General features: G+C 65.6%; 15 protein-coding genes. 2 read left to right on the top strand and 13 right to left on the bottom strand.

All coding sequences use genetic code 11. The features are described from left to right. Positions 1 to 6: 6 nt before the first annotated feature. Together AC0GNO_RS07605 and AC0GNO_RS07600 are read right to left on the bottom strand one after the other, a co-directional pair. Positions 7 to 660 (bottom strand): SCO family protein, encoded by a 654-nt coding sequence (locus AC0GNO_RS07605; protein ID WP_472903567.1) that lies wholly within the window; start codon positions 658 to 660, stop codon positions 7 to 9. Positions 661 to 722: 62 nt separating this feature from the next. After that, positions 723 to 1115 (bottom strand): DUF2946 domain-containing protein, encoded by a 393-nt coding sequence (locus AC0GNO_RS07600; protein ID WP_472903566.1) that lies wholly within the window; start codon positions 1113 to 1115, stop codon positions 723 to 725. A gap of 96 nt (positions 1116 to 1211) precedes the next feature. Between AC0GNO_RS07600 and AC0GNO_RS07595 the strand changes: the two genes are divergently transcribed. Next, entirely contained in the window at positions 1212 to 1856 is a 645-nt protein-coding gene (locus AC0GNO_RS07595) for a glutathione S-transferase family protein (protein ID WP_472887656.1), read from the top strand. Positions 1857 to 1997: 141 nt separating this feature from the next. On the opposite strand, the gene AC0GNO_RS07590 is transcribed toward AC0GNO_RS07595, so the two are convergent. From AC0GNO_RS07590 to AC0GNO_RS07565, 6 genes are read right to left on the bottom strand one after another with little or no spacing between them, the layout of a single operon-like run. Continuing rightward, positions 1998 to 2762 (bottom strand): lysophospholipid acyltransferase family protein, encoded by a 765-nt coding sequence (locus tag AC0GNO_RS07590; RefSeq protein WP_472903565.1) that lies wholly within the window; start codon positions 2760 to 2762, stop codon positions 1998 to 2000. Beyond that, positions 2759 to 4087, bottom strand: a complete 1329-nt coding sequence (locus tag AC0GNO_RS07585) for a dihydroorotase (protein ID WP_472903564.1) — start codon at positions 4085 to 4087, stop codon at positions 2759 to 2761. Before AC0GNO_RS07585 ends, AC0GNO_RS07590 begins: the two co-directional genes overlap by 4 nt. A gap of 1 nt (position 4088) precedes the next feature. Continuing rightward, on the bottom strand, positions 4089 to 5045 hold the full coding sequence (locus AC0GNO_RS07580; RefSeq protein ID WP_472903563.1) for an aspartate carbamoyltransferase catalytic subunit: 957 nt from the start codon (positions 5043 to 5045) through the stop codon (positions 4089 to 4091). Positions 5046 to 5048: 3 nt separating this feature from the next. After that, the gene (pyrR, locus tag AC0GNO_RS07575) at positions 5049 to 5564 is read right to left on the bottom strand and encodes a bifunctional pyr operon transcriptional regulator/uracil phosphoribosyltransferase PyrR (protein ID WP_472903562.1); all 516 of its coding nucleotides are present in this window, start codon (positions 5562 to 5564) and stop codon (positions 5049 to 5051) included. Further along, positions 5561 to 5965: a Holliday junction resolvase RuvX gene (gene ruvX, locus AC0GNO_RS07570; protein WP_472903561.1), complete on the bottom strand. Its 405-nt coding sequence runs from the start codon at positions 5963 to 5965 to the stop codon at positions 5561 to 5563. Before ruvX ends, pyrR begins: the two co-directional genes overlap by 4 nt. Then, positions 5965 to 6555 (bottom strand): YqgE/AlgH family protein, encoded by a 591-nt coding sequence (locus tag AC0GNO_RS07565; protein WP_177131934.1) that lies wholly within the window; start codon positions 6553 to 6555, stop codon positions 5965 to 5967. The genes ruvX and AC0GNO_RS07565 overlap by 1 nt, the downstream gene beginning before the upstream one ends. Before the next feature lie 63 nt (positions 6556 to 6618). Between AC0GNO_RS07565 and AC0GNO_RS07560 the strand changes: the two genes are divergently transcribed. Continuing rightward, on the top strand, positions 6619 to 8130 hold the full coding sequence (locus tag AC0GNO_RS07560; protein WP_472903560.1) for a cryptochrome/photolyase family protein: 1512 nt from the start codon (positions 6619 to 6621) through the stop codon (positions 8128 to 8130). Between the two features lie 87 nt (positions 8131 to 8217). On the opposite strand, the gene AC0GNO_RS07555 is transcribed toward AC0GNO_RS07560, so the two are convergent. The 5 genes from AC0GNO_RS07555 to AC0GNO_RS07535 all read right to left on the bottom strand — a co-directional run bounded on the left by AC0GNO_RS07555 (position 8218) and on the right by AC0GNO_RS07535 (position 18118). Then, the gene (locus AC0GNO_RS07555) at positions 8218 to 14409 is read right to left on the bottom strand and encodes a hybrid sensor histidine kinase/response regulator (protein ID WP_472903559.1); all 6192 of its coding nucleotides are present in this window, start codon (positions 14407 to 14409) and stop codon (positions 8218 to 8220) included. Positions 14410 to 14443: 34 nt separating this feature from the next. After that, positions 14444 to 16693 carry a methyl-accepting chemotaxis protein gene (locus AC0GNO_RS07550; protein ID WP_472903558.1) on the bottom strand — a complete coding sequence of 750 codons (2250 nt, stop codon included), beginning with the start codon at positions 16691 to 16693 and terminating at the stop codon, positions 14444 to 14446. A gap of 87 nt (positions 16694 to 16780) precedes the next feature. Next, positions 16781 to 17317: a chemotaxis protein CheW gene (locus AC0GNO_RS07545; RefSeq protein ID WP_472903557.1), complete on the bottom strand. Its 537-nt coding sequence runs from the start codon at positions 17315 to 17317 to the stop codon at positions 16781 to 16783. Positions 17318 to 17357: 40 nt separating this feature from the next. Continuing rightward, positions 17358 to 17723 carry a response regulator transcription factor gene (locus tag AC0GNO_RS07540; protein WP_305361418.1) on the bottom strand — a complete coding sequence of 122 codons (366 nt, stop codon included), beginning with the start codon at positions 17721 to 17723 and terminating at the stop codon, positions 17358 to 17360. Next, positions 17723 to 18118 carry a response regulator gene (locus AC0GNO_RS07535; protein ID WP_305361419.1) on the bottom strand — a complete coding sequence of 132 codons (396 nt, stop codon included), beginning with the start codon at positions 18116 to 18118 and terminating at the stop codon, positions 17723 to 17725. Before AC0GNO_RS07535 ends, AC0GNO_RS07540 begins: the two co-directional genes overlap by 1 nt. Between the last annotated feature and the right edge of the window lie 14 nt (positions 18119 to 18132).

Raw genomic sequence — 18132 nt, 5'->3', positions numbered from 1 at the left:
AAAACGTCAGACCGGCTTTTCGGCCAGCAATTGCCGGATGTCGGCGGTGTAGTCGTCGGCGGTCTGTTCGTGGCGCAGCACCACGCGAATGTGGCCTTCACGGTCGAACAGGTAGCTCAGCGCGGTGTGGTCCATGGTGTAGGTGCTGCCGGTGGGCACCTTCTTGTAATAGACCCGGAATTCGTCGGCCACCGCCTTGATCTGCTCGGGGCTGCCGGTGAGCGCCATGAACGAGGGGTCGAACGCGGCCATGTAGTCGCGCAGCAGCTCGGACGTGTCGCGCTCCGGGTCCACGGTGACAAAGATCACCTGCAGCTGTGCGGCGTCGGCGCCGAGCTGCTGCTTGACGGCAGCGGCCCGCGTGAGTGCGGTGGGGCACACGTCCGGGCACTGCACGAAGCCGAAGTACAGCATCACCACCCGACCGCTGTAGTCGGCCAGGGTGCGCGACTGGCCGTTGAAATCGGTCAGTGTGAATCCCCGGCCATAGGGCGCGCCGCTGATGTCGATGCCTTTGAAGGCGGCGGCAGGCGGTTTGCTCAGCGGCTGGTCACAGCCGGCCAGCAGGCCGCCAAGCGCGGCCGCACCCAGCCAGGTGTTGACGCGGCGGCGGGACATCCGCTGCAGCGCCGGAGAAGCAATTCGGACAATGTGAGGCATGTGGCCTCCTGAACGTCATGGAACACACGCAGCACCCGTCAAGGTGCGCAGCCGTGGTGAAGTCAGGAAGCGAGCGGGGGGCCGCGGGCCTGGGGCGTGGCCCAGACTGCGGAAGGCTCTGAGGCGCGAGAAAAAGCCGGCACCGGATCGGCCGGGGCATCCAAAAAGCCCGCAACGTGGGCCACGGGTGGCAGGCCGGCAGCCCCGCCGTGCAGGTTGCACCAGGGGCAATGCTGGGACGCGTCGGACATGGGTTCGTCCATGCCCGCATCGACCGCCCCGGACCCGTCGGCCTTGACCCAGAGCATGCCGCTGGCGCTGCAGACCTCGACCCAATCGGCGCGGTCCGAAGAGGCCACCATGGCCTGGGCCACGGCCGGCGCCAGCGCACCAAACACCATGACCAGCATGGCGAGCCATGAGGTCAGTCGGCGGTGGGCGCGTACGAAATGCATGCCGAGAGTCTATCAGCGACGGGTCAAATGCGCGACCCTGCGGTGTCCGGGTCGCCGATACGATGGGCGCTCGACAAGACCACAACGGAGACTTTCATGCTCACACTCTGCGGCTTCGCGGCCAGCAACTACTACAACAAAGTCAAGCTCGCCCTGCTCGAAAAAGGCGTGCCTTTTGAGGAAGAACTGGCCTGGGTGGGCGAGACCGACCAGGCCGCCAGCCCGCTGGGCAAGGTGCCCTATCTGAAGACCGACGAGGGCACGCTCTGCGAGTCCACCGTGATGCTCGAATACATCGAGGCCAAGTACCCGCAGCAACCGCTGCTGCCCGCCGATCCGTTTGCCGCGGCCAAGGTCCGCGAACTGCTGCGCTACCTGGAACTGCACCTGGAGCTGGTCGCGCGCAACCTCTACCCCGAGGCCTTCTTCGGCGGCAAGATCAGCGACGCGGCCAAGGAAAAAACCGGTCAGCAGCTGGAGAAGAACATCGCGGCCTTCGCCAAGCTGGCGAAGTTTTCACCGTTCATCGCAGGTGACAGCTTCACCCTGGCCGATGTGGCTGCTGCCGTGCACCTGCCCCTGGTGAGTGGCGCGACCCGGATCATCTATGGCCGCGACTACCTGGCCGACCTGCCCGTGCGCGACTACCTCAAGCGCCTGGGCGAACGGCCCGCCGTGCAGAAGGTCAATGCCGACCGCAAGACCAACACCGAACTGATGATGCAGCGCGTGAAGGGCTGAACGGAAACACCCCCGCAGCGCTCCGCGCTACCCCCTCAAGGGGGCGGCACTGGCCGTCCGGCAAAGCCGGCCCGGCGGTGCCCTGGGCTGCACCCTTTCATGCGTCGGGGTGGAGCTCCGGAGCCATGAAAACAGAGCACTTCAGTGGTTCGGCGGCGCCAGCCCCAGCATCTGCGCCACCTCGGTGCGCACGTCCTGCGCCCAGGCCCTCCGGTCGCGCCCCTGAAAGAACTGGGGTTCGCCGTAGTGCACCACGGCCTGCAGATCCTGGACGCGCAGCGTGCTCCAGATCGAGGCGACCAGCGTGGTGTCACCAATGAACAGCGGGGCGTCGCTGCGCTCGCCGCTGGCGCCATCCGCATAGGCCATGGCGACCGGCAGCACCGGCGCATTGGCCGAAATGGCCGCCTGGAACAGGTTGGCGTGGAACGGCAGCAACGAACGGCCATCGCCCGTGGTGCCTTCGGGAAACACGGCGATGCTGTCGTGGGCGCGCAGGCGTTCGGCCATCTGGTGCACCACCCGCATGGCATCGCGCCGGCTCTCGCGCTCGATGTAGAGCGTGCCCGCGCCGGTGATGAGTGCGCCCAGCACAGGCCAGTGTTTCACGTCGGCCTTGGAGACGAAGCGCGCCGGCTGCGCGGCGTTCATGACCACGATGTCGAGCCAGGAAATGTGGTTGGCCACCAGCAGCACCGGCCCGTTCGCGGGCGGCGTGCCACGCACCACCAGCTCCACGCCCATGATGCGCAACATCTGGCGCGACCATTCGCGCACCATCAGCGCACACTGGTCGGGCGTGAGCTGCCCGAACTCGCTGCGGATGATCCACAGGCCGCGCAGCACATGGCCGAGGGCGCGAACGGCCCGCCACAGCGCTGCCAGGCGCGACCCGCGTTCGCTCACACCGGTGCCGCGGCCGGGCTCCGCTCGTGCGCGACATAGCCGGCCACCAGCGTGGCGCGCACACGCACCGGCATTTGATGGCCGCCAAACGGCGTGTGTTTGCCCTGGCTGCGCAACGCCTCCGGCTCCACACGCCAGCTGGCGTTGGGATCGAAGATGCACAGATCGGCCTGCCCCCCCACGGTCAGCTGGCCCACGCTGTGCTGCAGCGTGCCCAGGCTGTTGCCCAGCACCGCCTGCGGACCGATGGTCAGCACGGTGAGGGCCTGCATCAGGCCCAGGCCATCCTGTTGCGCCCATTTGCAGGCCAGGCCGAGCAGCAATTCGACGGCGGTGGCGCCGGGTTCGGCTTCGGCGAAGGGCAACACCTTGGCGTCGGCGTCCACCGGGTTGTGGTCGGACACCAGCGCATCGATGCTGCCATCGGCCAGGCCCGCACGCAGGGCATCGCGGTCGCGCTGCTGGCGCACCGGTGGCTGCAGGCGCAGGCGGCTGTCGTAATAACCGATGTCCACATCGGTCAGGTGCAGGTTGTGCACGCTCACGTCGCAGCTCACGGGCAGGCCTTCGGCCTTGGCCTGGCGCACCAGCGCCAGCCCGGCGGCGCTGCTGATGCGGCACAGGTGCACGCGGGCTTCGCTGCCCTTGCCATGCACCGAGCGCAGCAGTTCGAACAGCGTGTGCAGCGCGATGGTCTCGGCCATCACCGGAATGCCGGCCAGGCCCATGCGTGTGGCCAGCGGGCCACTGGCGGCCACGCCCTTGCCGAGCCAGAAGTCCTGCGGACGCAGCCAGACGGTGTAGCCAAAGGTGGCGGCGTACTGCAGCGCGCGCTGCAACACTTGCACGTTGACGATCGGCACCTCGGCCTGGCCGAAGCCGATGCAGCCGGACTCGGTGAGTTCGGCCATCTCGGTGAGCTCTTCGCCCTTCAGCCCCCGGGTGAGCGCACCCAGCGGAAACACGCGCGCCTGGTGCAGTTTTTCGGCACGGAACTTGAGCATGTCCACCAGGCCGGGTTCGTCCAGCACCGGGTCGGTGTCGGGCGGGCAGACCAGCGAGGTCACACCGCCGGCCACCGCCGCGGCCATTTCGCTCTCCAGCATCGCGGCGTGCTCCTGGCCGGGTTCGCGCAGGCGCACCGCCAGATCCACCAGACCGGGCGCGACCACACAGCCGCTGGCGTTGATGGTGCGGTTGGCGTGGAAATCGGGTGCCACGTTGCCGATGGCGATGATGCGACCGGCTGCGATGGCGATGTCGGCCAGTTCGTCGCGGCCGGTGGCCGGGTCCATGACACGGCCGTTTTGAATCAGGATTTTCATGTTATGCCTCGTTCCCGGCGACGATGCCCATCACCGCCATGCGCACCGCAATACCAAAAGTGACCTGCGGCAGGATCACGCTCTGCGGTCCATCGACCACCGCCGAATCGATCTCCACGCCGCGGTTGATCGGCCCCGGGTGCATGACGATGGCGTCGGGTTTGGCCCAGCGCAGGCGCTCGGGCGTGAGGCCGAAGCTCTTGAAATATTCCTGGCTCGACGGCAACAGCGCGCCGCTCATGCGCTCGTTCTGCAGACGCAGCGTGATCACCACGTCGCAGTCCTTGATGCCCTCTTCCAGCGTGTGGCAGACGCGCACGCCCATCTGCGAAAGATCACCCGGCACCAGGGTGCGCGGGCCGACCACGCGCACGTCCGGGCAGCCCAGCGTGGTCAGCGCATGGATGTCGGAGCGCGCCACGCGCGAGTGCAGCACGTCGCCCACGATGGCCACCGAGAGCTGGGTGAAATCTTTCTTGTAGTGCCGGATCGTGTACATGTCCAGCAGGCCCTGCGTGGGGTGGGCATGGCGGCCGTCACCGGCATTGATCACGTGCACGTGCGGCGCCACGTGCTGCGAGATCAGGTAGGGAGCACCCGACTCGCTGTGCCGCACGACGAAGATGTCGGCCGCCATCGCAGAGAGGTTGGCGATGGTGTCGAGCAGCGACTCGCCCTTGGCGGTGGAGCTGCGCGCGATGTCCAGCGTGTACACGTCGGCCGACAGGCGCGTGGCCGCGATGTCGAAAGTGGTGCGCGTGCGGGTGCTGTTCTCGAAGAACAGGTTGAACACGCTCTTGCCACGCAGCAGCGGCACCTTTTTGACCTCGCGGTTGCTCACGCTCACGAAGTTGGCCGCGGTGTCGAGAATTTTGGTGAGGATGTCGCGCGACAGGCCTTCGGTGGACAGCAGGTGAATGAGTTCACCGTTCTTGTTGAGTTGGGGGTTCTTGGCCACGTTTCAGGCTTCCTTCTTGTTTTCCAGCACGAAGCTCAGGCGCCCCTCGTCGTCGCGCGCGAGTTCAAGCGTTTGCGTCGGTGCCAACACCACCGTGGCCGCGCAGACCCGGGCCTCGATCGGCAGTTCGCGTCCGCCGCGGTCCACCAGCACCGCCAGCTGCACGCTGGCCGGGCGACCGTAGTCGAACAGTTCGTTGATCACCGCGCGCAGGGTGCGGCCGGTGTAGAGCACGTCGTCGATCAGGATCACATGCGCGCCGTTCACGTCGAACGGCAGCACGGTCTGGGCACTGAGCGCCAGACCGCGCTGGGCGAAGTCGTCGCGGTGCATGCTGGACGAGATCACGCCGGCATCGCCGTCGCGCCCGAGATCGCGCTGCAGGCGCTCGGCCAGCCAGGCGCCACCCGATGTGATGCCGGCCAGGTACACCGGCTCCGGGGTGGAGGCGATCAGGTTTTTCACCCCCCTCAGCAACGCCAGGTAGAGCTGTTCGGCGTCCAGTTGCAATGCACTCAAGGCAGGCTCCTCAAAAACTGTTCCAGGATGATGCAGGCCGATGCGGCGTCGGCATCTTTCGCGCCCAGCGCATGGGCTTCGGTGGTGCTGTAGCGCTCGTCCACCTCATAGACCGGCAGGCCGTGACGGCCCCGCAACTGGCGCGCGAACTTCAGCGCGCGGGCGGTGTTTTCGTGCGCGGCGCCGTCGGGGTGGTAGGGCACACCGACCACCAGGGCGTCGGGCTGCCACTCTCGGATGCGTTCGGCGACTTTGGCCAACCGCGCATCCCCTTCGGCAGCGATCGTGGCCTGCGGGGTGGCGGTGCGCGTGATGCGGTTGCCGCTGGCCACGCCCGTGCGTTTCAGGCCGTAATCAAAGGCTAAAAAACTCTGACCGTTGACCGGAACTTCCACCGCCATCATGCATGGCCCGCATCTGGCGACAGCATCCACGGCTGCAAGCCCAGCAGCGCCATGGCCCGCTCGTAGCGCTCGGCCACGGGCGCGTCAAAAATCAGGCTCGGATCGGCTTCCACGGTGAGCCAGCTGTTTTCGGTGATCTCGGATTCAAGCTGCCCTTGCCCCCACGAGGCATAGCCCAGCGTGACAAACACCTTGCGCGGGCCTGCACCCGAGGACATGGCTTCGAGCACGTCCTTGGAGGTGGTCATTTCCAGCCCGCCCGGAATGGACAGCGTGGAGGCGTAGACCGATTCGCCCTCGCCGCCCTCGATCGCTTCGTGCAGCACAAAGCCGCGCTCGGTCTGCACCGGGCCGCCCTGGAACACCGGCAACAGCGCCAGGTCTTCGCGGCCCATGGGCAGGTCAACCTTTTCAAACAGGCGTGGCAACAGGATGTCGCTGGGCTTGTTGATCACCAGACCGAGGGCACCGCGCTCGCTGTGCTCGCACATGAAAACCACGCTGCGGCCGAAAAGCTCGTCGCTGAGACCGGGCATCGCAATCAGGAAATGATTGGTCAGGTTGATGGGGGCAAAATCGTCGGTCATGGCTGGATTTTAAGCCGCCGCCCCGTTCGCAGCGCCCCGCCTTGCAACCCAACCTTCCAGCGCATGAACACCTACGACAAAGGCCTGATGTGGTTCCGCCGGGACCTGCGCGCCGAGGACAACGCTGCGCTCTACCACGCCCTCAAAAGCTGCCGTCAGGTGTGGTGCGTGTTCGTGTTCGACACCGACATCCTGGAGCCGCTGCTGGCGCGCGGTCTGACGGCCGACCGGCGCGTGGCGTTCATCCGGGAATCGCTCGTGCAGCTGGATGCACGGCTGCGCGCGATGGGTCGCGAGCACGGCACCGAAGCCACCGGTCTGATCGTGCGCCATGCGCGCGCGAAGGATGAAATCCCCGCCCTGGCCCGGCAGCTGCAGGTGCAGGCGGTGTTCGCCAACCACGACGACGAACCCGCCGCCCACGTGCGCGATGCGCATGTGCTGGGGCAACTGGCCCATGAAGGCATCATGTTCCATGGTCACAAGGACCACGTGGTCTTCGAGCGCCGCGAGGTGCTGACGCAGGCGGGGCATGCGTACGGCGTGTTCACCCCTTACAAAAACGCCTGGCTCAAGCAGATCGACAGCTACCAGCTCAAACCCTACCCGGTGGCCCGGTACACGGCGTCGCTCGCCCCGCTGCCCGGCCCGGCGGGCGGCGAATGGAACGCGCCAGTGCCGCGCCTGTCCGACATCGACTTCGAACCCATCGACCCCGCCCAGCTCAAGATGGCGCCCGGTGCGCAGGGCGCGCGCCAGCTCTTCGAGGATTTTGTGCAGCGCATTCACCGCTACCACGAGACCCGCGACTACCCCGCCATCAAGGGGCCCAGCTACCTCAGCGTGCACCTGCGCTTTGGCACCCTCTCGATCCGCCAGGTGGCGGCGGTTGCGTACCAGATGCACCTGCAGGGCATGACCGGCGCCAGCACCTGGCTGAGCGAGCTGATCTGGCGCGACTTCTACCACCAGATCCTCGCCAACTTCCCTCACGTGGTGGACAAGGCCTTCAAGCCCGAATACGACCACATCCGGTTCGAACAAGGCAAACACGCGAAAGAGCTGTTCGCCGCCTGGTGCGATGGCCGCACCGGCTACCCGCTGGTGGACGCGGCCATGGCGCAGATCAACCAGACCGGCTACATGCACAACCGCCTGCGCATGGTGGTGGCGAGTTTCCTGGTGAAGGATCTGGGAATCGACTGGCGCTGGGGCGAGGCCTATTTCGCAGACCACCTGATCGACTTCGACCTCGCGGCCAACAACGGCGGCTGGCAGTGGGCCAGTTCCAGCGGCTGCGACGCCCAGCCTTACTTTCGCATCTTCAACCCGGTCACCCAGAGCGAGCGCTTTGACCCGCAAGGCAAGTTCATCCGCCGCTACCTGCCCCAGCTGGCCAGCTTGCCCGATGCCTGCATCCATGCGCCCTGGCAGGCGCGCGAACTGGAGCTGGCCGCCGCGGGCGTGGAACTCGGCAAGACCTATCCGCACCCGGTGGTGGACCACGCCGAAGCGCGCGAGCGCACGCTGCTGCGCTACGCGGTGGTGAAAAAACCGGGCGCGACCCCGAAATGAAAAACCCCGGCACGGGAGCCGGGGTTGTCTCAAATGGTGCAAGCCGATCCGCCGTCGGGTCGCCCCTAGGCCGATCAGCCCCCTGATTCAAGCTTCGGCAGCGATCTTGGTGTAGTGCGCCACCAGCGCCAGCAGCTCATCTTCCGCATACGGCTTGCCGAGGTAGTGGTCCACACCGAGTTCACGCGCGTGTTCGCGGTGTTTCTCGGCGATACGCGAAGTGATCATGATCACCGGCAGGGCCGCGAGGCGCGGATCGCTGCGGATGTTGCGCACCAGATCGAAACCGTCCATGCGCGGCATCTCGATGTCGGACAGCACCACCGTCGGGCGTTCCTGCTGCAGGCGCTCCAGCGCCTGCAGGCCATCGGCGGCGAGCGACACGCGGTAGCCCTCGCGCTGCAGCAGGCGCTGCGTCACACGGCGCACGGTGATGGAATCGTCAACCACCAGCACCAGCGGCACGGCGCTGGTCGCCATGTCCATCGACAGCGGCACCTCCGCACCGGTCTGCACCGACTGCTGTGTCTGGGTGGACACCCACTCACGCACCTGTGGCCCGTACACCGTGGCCAGCGCCACCGGGTTGTAGATCAGCGCCACCGCGCCCGAAGCCAGCACCGACATGCCCGCCAGACCGGGCAAACGCGAAAGCTGCGGCCCCAGGTTCTTGACCACGACTTCCTGGTTGCCCAGCACCTCGTCCACATGCATGGCCACGCGCTGCGCCGCACTGCGGAAGATCACCACCGGCAGCGTCCGCCCCTTGGCCTCCTGCGACCGGGCGGACGATTGCAGCAGGGCGCCTGCCCAATAGAAAGGCACCTCTTCCCCGACCACCGTCAGCGTGCCCTTGGCATAGGCCTGGGCCAGCTCGTCGGCACTCACGCGGCGGACCAACTCCACCAGGTTCGACGGCACGCCCAGCGTGAGCGAACCCGCGCGCACCATCACCACCTGGGTGACAGCGGTGGTCAGCGGCAGCACGAGCTTGAAATCCGTGCCATGGCCCGGGCGGGTACGGGTTTCGACACGGCCACCCAGTGCCACCACATCGGTGCGCACCACGTCCATGCCCACGCCGCGCCCGGCCAGTGAAGACACCTCGCTGGCGGTCGTGAGTCCCGGCATGAAGACCAGCTGGGCCGCTTCCTCGTCACTGAGCTCGGTGCCCGCGACCACATGACCCATCGCCAGCGCCCTCTCACGCAAACGCGCCAGGTCCAGCCCGGCACCATCGTCCTGGAACACCAACGACACATCGTTGAGTTCATGGGCCAGCCGGACCTCGATGTGCCCTTCGGCCGCCTTGCCAGCGGCCAGACGGACCTCGGGCGGTTCGATGCCGTGCACCACACAGTTGCGCAGCAGGTGTTCAAAGGCCGCGGTCATCCGGTCGAGCACACCACGGTCCATTTCAATGTGACCACCCACGATGTCCAGGCGCACCTGTTTGCCGGTTTCCTTGGAGGCTTGGCGCACCACGCGGTAGAGCCGCTCGGAAATGCCTTCGAACTCCACCATGCGGGTGCGCAGCAGGTCGCGCTGCAGCTCGCGCGTCTGGCGACCCTGAGCGACCAACCCGTCTTCGGTCGCTTCCACCGCGCGTTGCAGGTTGCGTTGCACGGTGGCCACGTCGTTCACCGACTCGGCCATCATGCGGGTGAGTTCCTGCACTCGGGTGAAGCGGTCGAACTCCAGCGGGTCAAACGACTGGTCGGCATCGCGGGCTTGCGCCAGGCGCGATTGCATCTGGGTCTCGGCCTGCAACTCGATATCTCGCAGCTGCAGGCGCAAGCGGTCAAGGTTGCCCGTCAGGTCCTTGAGCGATCCGCGCAGGGCGACCAGTTCGGACTCCATGCGCGAACGGGTGATCATCACCTCGCCGGTCTGGTTGACCAAGCGGTCGAGCAGTTCCGGGCGCACCCGCACCGCAGCGCCAGCACGGGCTATCACGGCCTTGGGTGCGCTGGGCAAATCCAGCCCGGTCAGGCCAGACATTTCTGCCGTGTCGACCGATTCGACCACCGGGGGGGCGACTGTCTCGGGTGCTGGCGTCGCCGACAGCTCATCGGTGACCGCCTGTTCGGGCGCGTGCCGGACCACATCCGGCGCTTCGGGATCGATCTGGCGCAACACCTCGAAGCGGGCATTGATGGCATCAAAAGAAGCCATCAGGGGCTCGACCTCGACCGAGTTCTGCACCTCGGATCCCAGACGCTCGGCATCGGTTTCCATGCGGTGCGCCATCTCGCCCAGACGCAGCGCGCCGGCCAGTCGGGCACTGCCCTTGAGGGTGTGCAGGTTGCGCAGCACCTCGGCCCGGGCACTCGTGTTTTCCGGCCGTGCCACCCATTGGCGCAGGGCTGCGCCCAGCCGGGGCAGCAGTTCAAGCGCCTCATCGGCAAAGATGGGGAACAGGTCCACGTCAATGGTGTCGAGCACATCGATGTCGTCGTCGATGTCCTGCACCGGTCCCTGGCTCTCCGCCTCGACCAGGGGTGCGATCACGGTCGCTGGATCACCCAGACCCGTGGCCTCGAAATCTGGCGGGGCGAAAGCCGATGCCACATCGTCTGGGGCTACCGTGCTCTCGATACCCGGCGCTGCGTCCGATGGAAGTTCGGCGTCCCAACCCGAGAGTGGTTCGATGTCCAGCCCTTCCGTGCTGGGCACGGGTGCGTGCAGCAGCCGGTCCAGCGCGGCCAGCAGGTCGGGACTGGGCTCCTTGAAGAAGCCCGCGGCGAACTGATGCAGCAGGCGGCGGATGTCTTCGGCGGCATCGACAAACAGCTGCGACTGTTCGGCGGTGGCGACCACCCCGCCCTGCTGGTGCAGGGCGACAGCGCCCAACGCATGCTCCAGCGCCCGGGCAATGTCCGAGAGCGGCTGGAAACCCACCGTGGCGGAAGCGCCCGCCAGCGAGTGTGCGAGGGCCTCGGCCTGGTCGGGTACGGGCTCGTGACGCTCCAGCGACCACTCGGCGAGGCTGGTGCACAGGCGGCGCGACCACTCGTCGGCTTCGTTCAGGTACACGTTGTAGAGCTTGATGCCGATGCGCAGCGGTCCGATCAACCGGGTCTGGTCATCGGGCATGTCGTCCGTCGTGGCATCAACCACCGGTTCTTCTTCCGGCGTGGCTTCCGGCGACGCCGGTTCCTGGTCCGTCACCGGTGTATCGGGCGTTGCCTCTTCCGGTGTCACCTCGGCCAGCGCCAGGTCTGCCAGGTCCTCTGCAAGATCCGGCTCCGGCTGTTCGAGCTGATCGTCCTCGAAGTCGACGACCTCGATCGTCACATCGGCCGCTTCGGCCTTTTCGGGCGTGGCAAAGATGTCCACGTCGATCTGCCCGGGCGCCTCTTGCGCTCCGGTTGCGACTGCCCCGGTTCCCTCGGACCCGGCTGCCATTTCAACAGTCTGTGGCGCGGCATTGTCCAACGCCGACAGATCGTCCAGATCGAGCGAAATGTCGTCGAACATCGACGGCACGCCCATGGCGGTTTGCCCTGCGAGGTCCTCCGGCTCCATCGCCTCTTCGGCATCATCCGGCACTTGGACCTTCGATGACACCAGGGAGAGGCTGTCGAAATCGATGTCGGACAGCATGGGCGACGACACCTCGGCGCCCTTCATCGATGGTTCGGGCTCCAGACTGAAGTCGATATCCACAGAGGACGTTTCGGCAAAATCGGGTGGCGGTTCATCGAACGCGTCGGGTTCATCCCAGTCCACCACGGTCACGGTCTGCGCAGCCTCCTGCTCGGGCTCGGCTGGCACGGTCAACGACTCGGCATCGGCACCGGCCACGCCCAGCGGCAGGTACAGAGCCTGGTCGCGCCAGGCCTGCGCACTGCGGACGAAAGCTTGGGCATTCCACTCGTGGTTGGCGCGGGCCTCAATCGCGTCCACCCAGCGGTTGAACGCGCCCATCGCATCGTGCGCCAGGGTCAGCAGGCCGGTGGCGGCAGGGCGTTGCTCTGCCAGCACCGCGTTGAACAACTGCTCCATCGCCCAGGCAGCCTCGCCAAATTCGGCCAAGCCAACCATGCGCGAACTGCCCTTGAGGGTGTGGAAGGCACGGCGCAGGGTTGTGAGCTGCTCCAGTTCGCCCGGATGCGCCTGCAACTGGCGCACCGCGTCCAGTCCATTGACCACCACCTCTCGGGCCTCCTCCAGGAAGATGTCGAGCAGGTCTTCGTCGTCGTTGTCGTTGTCCTGGGCCTGCTGTATCACCTCGGGAACGGACGAGGGCATCACCACCTGCGACAGCCCGACCAGGGCCTGCGCGCCCGCCTGGGCGTCGTGGTTGACCACGGCTTGCGCGGCCTCGCGCGCAGCGCGCGCCACGCCGGGCTGCTCGGCCAGCTGAGCCTGATCGGCCAGGGTATCGAGCTGCTGGCTCAGATCGGCCAGATTGACATCGCCCTGCGCACCCTCCACCACCCGCTGCACGCCAACGCTGATGGCCTGGACTTCGTCGGTCATCGCTGACGACGCGGGATTCACCGTGCGTCCCATGACCGGACGCAACTCACCCGTCTCTTCGTCAAAGACAAACAGCTTCTTCGCCAGCGCGGGCTGGTAGTTGAGCATGTCGACCAGGAAACTCAAGGCGCTGAGGTTGTCCCCCAGTTGCTGGAACGTGCCCGCCTCGCGGGCCATGACTTCGTCCACCTCGGTGTCCAGAATCTGTTCGACGACCGTGCGCATGCGGCTCACCGCCTGAACCGCCTGATCCAGACCGAGAACCGAGAGCACGCCACGCATCTGTGCGAGCTGCGAGACCGCAACATGAAGACAGGCTTTTTCGCGCGGCATGCGGAAAAATTGATCCAGCGACTTTTCGGCCTCACCCAGCGATACCTTGAGCTCACCGACCACGCTGCCCATGGTCTGCCTGTCGCTCACCCGGCGGTAGAGCTGCTCCATCCAGGCTTCCAGGGGTTCCGCAGGTGCACCACCCAGAACGTTTTCAAGCCGGACCGCGAGCGCCTGGGTGCGCTCGGTGAACTCCTCATCGCTGGGATCGAAATCATCAAGCGCCGCCTCAAGGTACAACGTGGTGGTGGCCACTTCCATCGAGAGTTCGGGACGCATTACGCCGGCTTGTCCACGCGCCGCCTGATCCACAGCCTTGACCATCACCTGGGCCAGCGCGGTGCTGGCGGGGTGCAGCTTGAGCAGCGAATCGCCGATCAGGCCGTATTGATCCACCACCTGTCGTGCCCGGTTGGCATCACCACCGGAGAACAGCGCCCAGGACTCCTTGGCGGCACCAATGCGCTTGCGCGCCTGCGCCAGCACCGAAGGATCAAACCGCCCCAGGGACGCGAACGCGTAGTCAACCGGTAACGCATCGGTCAAGCCAAACGCCTGTCGCACAGCGCTCAGGTGAGGCGTCTTGTCATCGTCCAACGGCAGCGCCTGGGCGCAGAAAAAAAGCAGATCACGCAGCAGGGTCTCGGACACTTCAGCCGGCTTAACCGCCTGCGCAAACCCGGCGAACTGCAACAGGATGCGCGAGGCGGCCCTTTTGACATACACATCCGCGGGCAGCAGGTCGTGTGCCACCGCTTCAAAATAGGCCGCCGCCACCCGCCAGAAGGTGCTCACCCGGGGCACGGCGGCACCCGCCGACAGGCCAGCACTCAGGCGCGCGAGCTGTTGCGCGGCAGCGTGACTGTGCGTCTTGACCATCAGCAGGACCAGCCGGTCAAACATCGAGCGCAACTGGGGATCCGGCAACAGGGCCTTGGCACCCTCTGGCGGGGCCATGTTGTTCGCCTGCCGTTCAAACGGCCAGAGGTCCGCCGGATGCACCCGCTCGGCCGCAGCCAGTTCCTGAACATCCCGGTACTGGGGGAACAGGGCCATCGGCTGGACCGGCTTGTTGTTCAACACCGCCTGGAGGTATTCGATCAGCGCAAAACCCGCACGCTCCACCTTGGCAGCAGCGGCTTCGGTGCAGGTCTGGGGGCGCTGCACAAAACGCTGCACGGCGGCCTCCATGCCCCTGAGCACCTGAGCGGGTGCCACCAGCCCCACCATCTCCAGGGCGCCCACGGCCTGGTGCAACTGCTGGCGGGCCAAACGCAGCGACCCCGGATCGACCGCTTCCAGATCGTTGTGGCGCGATTGTTCTGACTCACGGACGAACCGCTTGACAGCCTTGTTGGCACCGTCGAGCGACTTGCGCAGTTCGTCGAACACCCAGGCGAGCGGACCGAGGTCGGCGAGTGGTGGGTCCATCGGCAAACTGTCGGTGGTGGTGTCGAGCATGGCGATGTAGGGAAATGAAGACCCGACCTGTCTGTCAGGCGATCTTGAAACGGGACACCGACTGGCGCAGTTCTTCGGCCATGGCCGAGAGTTCGCGCACCTGTTGCGCGGTCGAACGCGTGCCTTCACCGGTCTGCTCGGTCACGGCAAAAATGTGCTGGATGTTGCCGGCCACTTCGTTGGCCGATTCGGCTTCGCGGGATGCTGCATCCGAAATCTGTTCGATCAGCTCGGCCAGGCGTCGCGACACACGGTCGATCTCGGACAGCGCGGTACCCGCGTTGTCGGACAGCTTGGCTCCCTCGACCACACCTTGCGTGGAGCGCTCCATGGCGGCCACCGCATCCTGCGTGTCCGTCTGAATGGCCTTCACCAGCGCCGCGATCTGGCGCGTGGCGTCTGCGGAACGTTCGGCCAGGCGCTGCACTTCTTCGGCCACCACCGAGAAACCGCGACCGGCTTCACCGGCGGATGCGGCCTGGATGGCGGCGTTCAGGGCCAGCACGTTGGTCTGTTCGGTAATGTCCGAGATCAGTTCGGTGATTTCACCGATCTCCTGCGACGATTCGCCAAGGCGCTTGATGCGCTTGGAAGTTTCCTGGATCTGGTCGCGGATGGCATTCATACCGCCGATGGCGTCCTGCACCGCCTGCAGACCCTGTTCGGCGGCCTGCAGCGAGACGCGGGCCACCGAGGCCGACTCCTGTGCCTGGCCCGACACCTGGTTGATGCGCTGCGCCATGTCCACCACCGACTGGCCAGTTTCGCGAATCTCGCGCAGCTGCTCGTTGGACGCGGCCAGCAGTTCGGTGGAGGTGCTTTCCACCGCGGAGGTGGTTTGCGCCACACGGGTCGCCGTGGCTTGCACGTTGCCCACCAGCGAGCGCAGTTCTTCCACTGTGTAGTTCACCGAGTCGGCGATGGCGCCGGTGATGTCCTCCGTCACCGTGGCTTCCTGCGTGAGGTCGCCTTCGGCCACCGTCTGCAGCTCGTTCATCAGCCGAAGAATGGCGGCCTGGTTGGCGTCGTTCACCCGCTTGGCATCCTGTTCCTGCGACTCGGCCGTGAGCCGCTGGTTTTCGGCCATCAGCTGACGCTGGCGGCTTTCCTGCAGTTGCACAAAAGCCAGTCCGGCACCACAAAGCAAGGCGAACAAGGCACTCGCCAGCAACGCTGCCAGCTCGCGGCCACCCAGTCCGGCACGGGCCGAGAGATCGCTCTGGAGTTTTTGCAGTCCGATGCGCAGCGGTTCGCTGTCGGCAACGATGCTGGCCTGGGCCTCGCGCGCCGACGCCAGACCCTGCAGGTTGCCCAGAATGGCCGCCGCTTCGGTGCGTGTCTGGTCGTACAGCTTGAGCAGCGCTTCCAGACGCTCGCGAATCTGTGGATCGTTCGTGGCTTTCAGCCGCAACTCGTCGCTGCCGTTGAGCAAGGCCTCGGCGATTTCCTTGAAGGTGTTCAGGTCCTTGCCCAGCAGGAACACCGCCTCGGGACTCACCCCCTCCAGTGTCAGGAACTCGTTGGCGGATTTGCCGATGCGCTGGGTCAGCATCACGAGCTGACCAGCCGCAGAAATGTCGGCGGCGGGCGCGTTGCGCTCCAGCTTGAGCGCCGAAATCGTTTCGGCAATTTCCAGCAGGTCCGAAGACTGGCGGTTGATCGAACGCAGCGAATCACCCACCTGCGTCAGGATGGCCTGCTGGGCCAGCACGGTCGTGGCGTTGCTCATGGCGGCATCGATCCTGGGCGTCAGCTCGGTCAGCTGGTCGGTGTACGCGGCACCCAGTGCATCGATCGACAGTTCCGAGTCGCCCTCCTTGAACCCGCGCATGTTGCGCGAGAGCACCTCGGAACTTTCACGCACTTCAGGGAACGCGGCCGGACTCCCGACCAGGGCCTGTGACACGCTCTTGGCCAGCCGCTGCGACTGCATCAGAGCCTGTCCGCTCGCGGCCACCTGCTGGCTGATCTTCTCGGTCTGGCTCAGCACAAAAAAGATCACCGCTACCAGCAACACGAGCGCAAAGACCAGCAAGGTCCCCAGGTTGCGCCGATGCTGCTCGGCCGTCTTGCGCCCCAGCAGCGGCAGCGACACCAGTCCGGCACCCGAAGACACGTCGACGTCTTCCGGCGCCAGGCGGTTTTCGGCAAGGTCATCTGACCGGTCCGGCGCCAGGCGGGCTGCAGCGAGTTCTGCCATTTCCTGGTCTGTGACGTGGCTCAAATCGGGCTCGTCCGCGCCTTGCTTCCTGAACAGTCCCTGGAATCGATCAAGCATGGCCATGAAAAACCTTCCAACAAAATAACAAAGCCGCAACCGGCGGCAACAACAAGCTCGGACAGCGCGTTCGCAGCCAGCTGCACGCCATCGTCAGGCCGCAATGGTCAAAAATTCGGGTTCCGCTGCCAGCGCCTGCAGGTCCAGTTCCTGCCAGGTATGCCCGTCGCGGTCGATCAGGCAACGTGCCAGGTACAACGGTGCACCGGGCGGACGGACGCCCAGCGCGGTGAATGTGGACGGGTTGCGCAAGCCCAGCAAGCGATCCACCCAAAGCACGGCATTGACCCCCAGCGCGCCGTGCAGACTCACCAGACGGGATTCGGAAGACACCCGATCAGTGCCCGTCGCGCTGCCAGCACCACCCATTCCGGGCAACTGCAGCAGGTCGACAACACCGTGCAAACCCCCGCGCAGACTGGCCACGCCCACATACCAGGGCTTGGTATACGGCACGGTTTGCACGACCGTCCAGGGAAATATCTCGCCCGATTGAACGAGCGGAAACAGGCATTTCTGACCGCCCACTTCCACCGCCAGCCACGAGGCGGTGATGGCCTGGGTCTTGGCGGCGCTCAGGCGCTTGGCCAGACGTTCCTGAAGATCTTTGAGTGACTGTCGGTTGGCCATGTGCTCGGTGTGGGTCGGTCGCTGGCGGTGTGCGGCGGCCTCAGCCGAGGGCCCGGATCTTGGAAAGCAACTCCTCAACATTCACCGGCTTGGTCACGTAGTCGCGTGCGCCCTGCCGCATGCCCCAGACCCGATCGGTTTCCTGATTCTTGCTGGTGCACATGATGATGGGAATGCTGGAGTACTGGGGATCGCGTGCGATCGCCCGCGTCAACTGAAACCCATTCTGACCGGGCATCACCACGTCCATCAAAATGAGTTCCGGCTTTTCTTCGCTCAACCGACGAAAGGCTTCTTCAGCGTTCTCGGCGGTGCGTACGGTGTAGCCATTTTCCCCCAACAGGTCCGACAAAACCATCAGTTCGGTCTTGGAATCATCAACAACGAGAATTTTCTTAATGGACATCACGCCGCTCCGGTGAGGTGGTTACCGAACTGCTGCACCGCTTGCAGCAGTTGGTCTTTGGTGAAAGGTTTGGTGAGGTATTCCTGCGATCCGACCATCCGGCCGCGTGCTTTGTCGAACACGCCGTCCTTGGACGACAGCATGACCACGGGAATGCTGGCAAAGCGTGCATTGCGCTTGATGATGGCACAGGTCTGATAGCCGTCCAGACGGGGCATGAGGATGTCGCAGAACACCAGGTCGGGCTGGTAATCGTTGATCTTGGCCAAGGCGTCAAAACCATCTTCGGCCAGCAGCACCTCGTGGCCACCCTGCTTGAGGAAGATTTCCGCGCTGCGGCGGATGGTGTTGCTGTCGTCAACCACCAGAACTTTCAGCACAGACGTCGTACTCACGGTAGATGGGCTCC

The sequence above is a fragment of the Hydrogenophaga sp. L310 genome (assembly GCF_055703065.1).
This window is presented reverse-complemented; position numbering and strand designations above follow the sequence as displayed.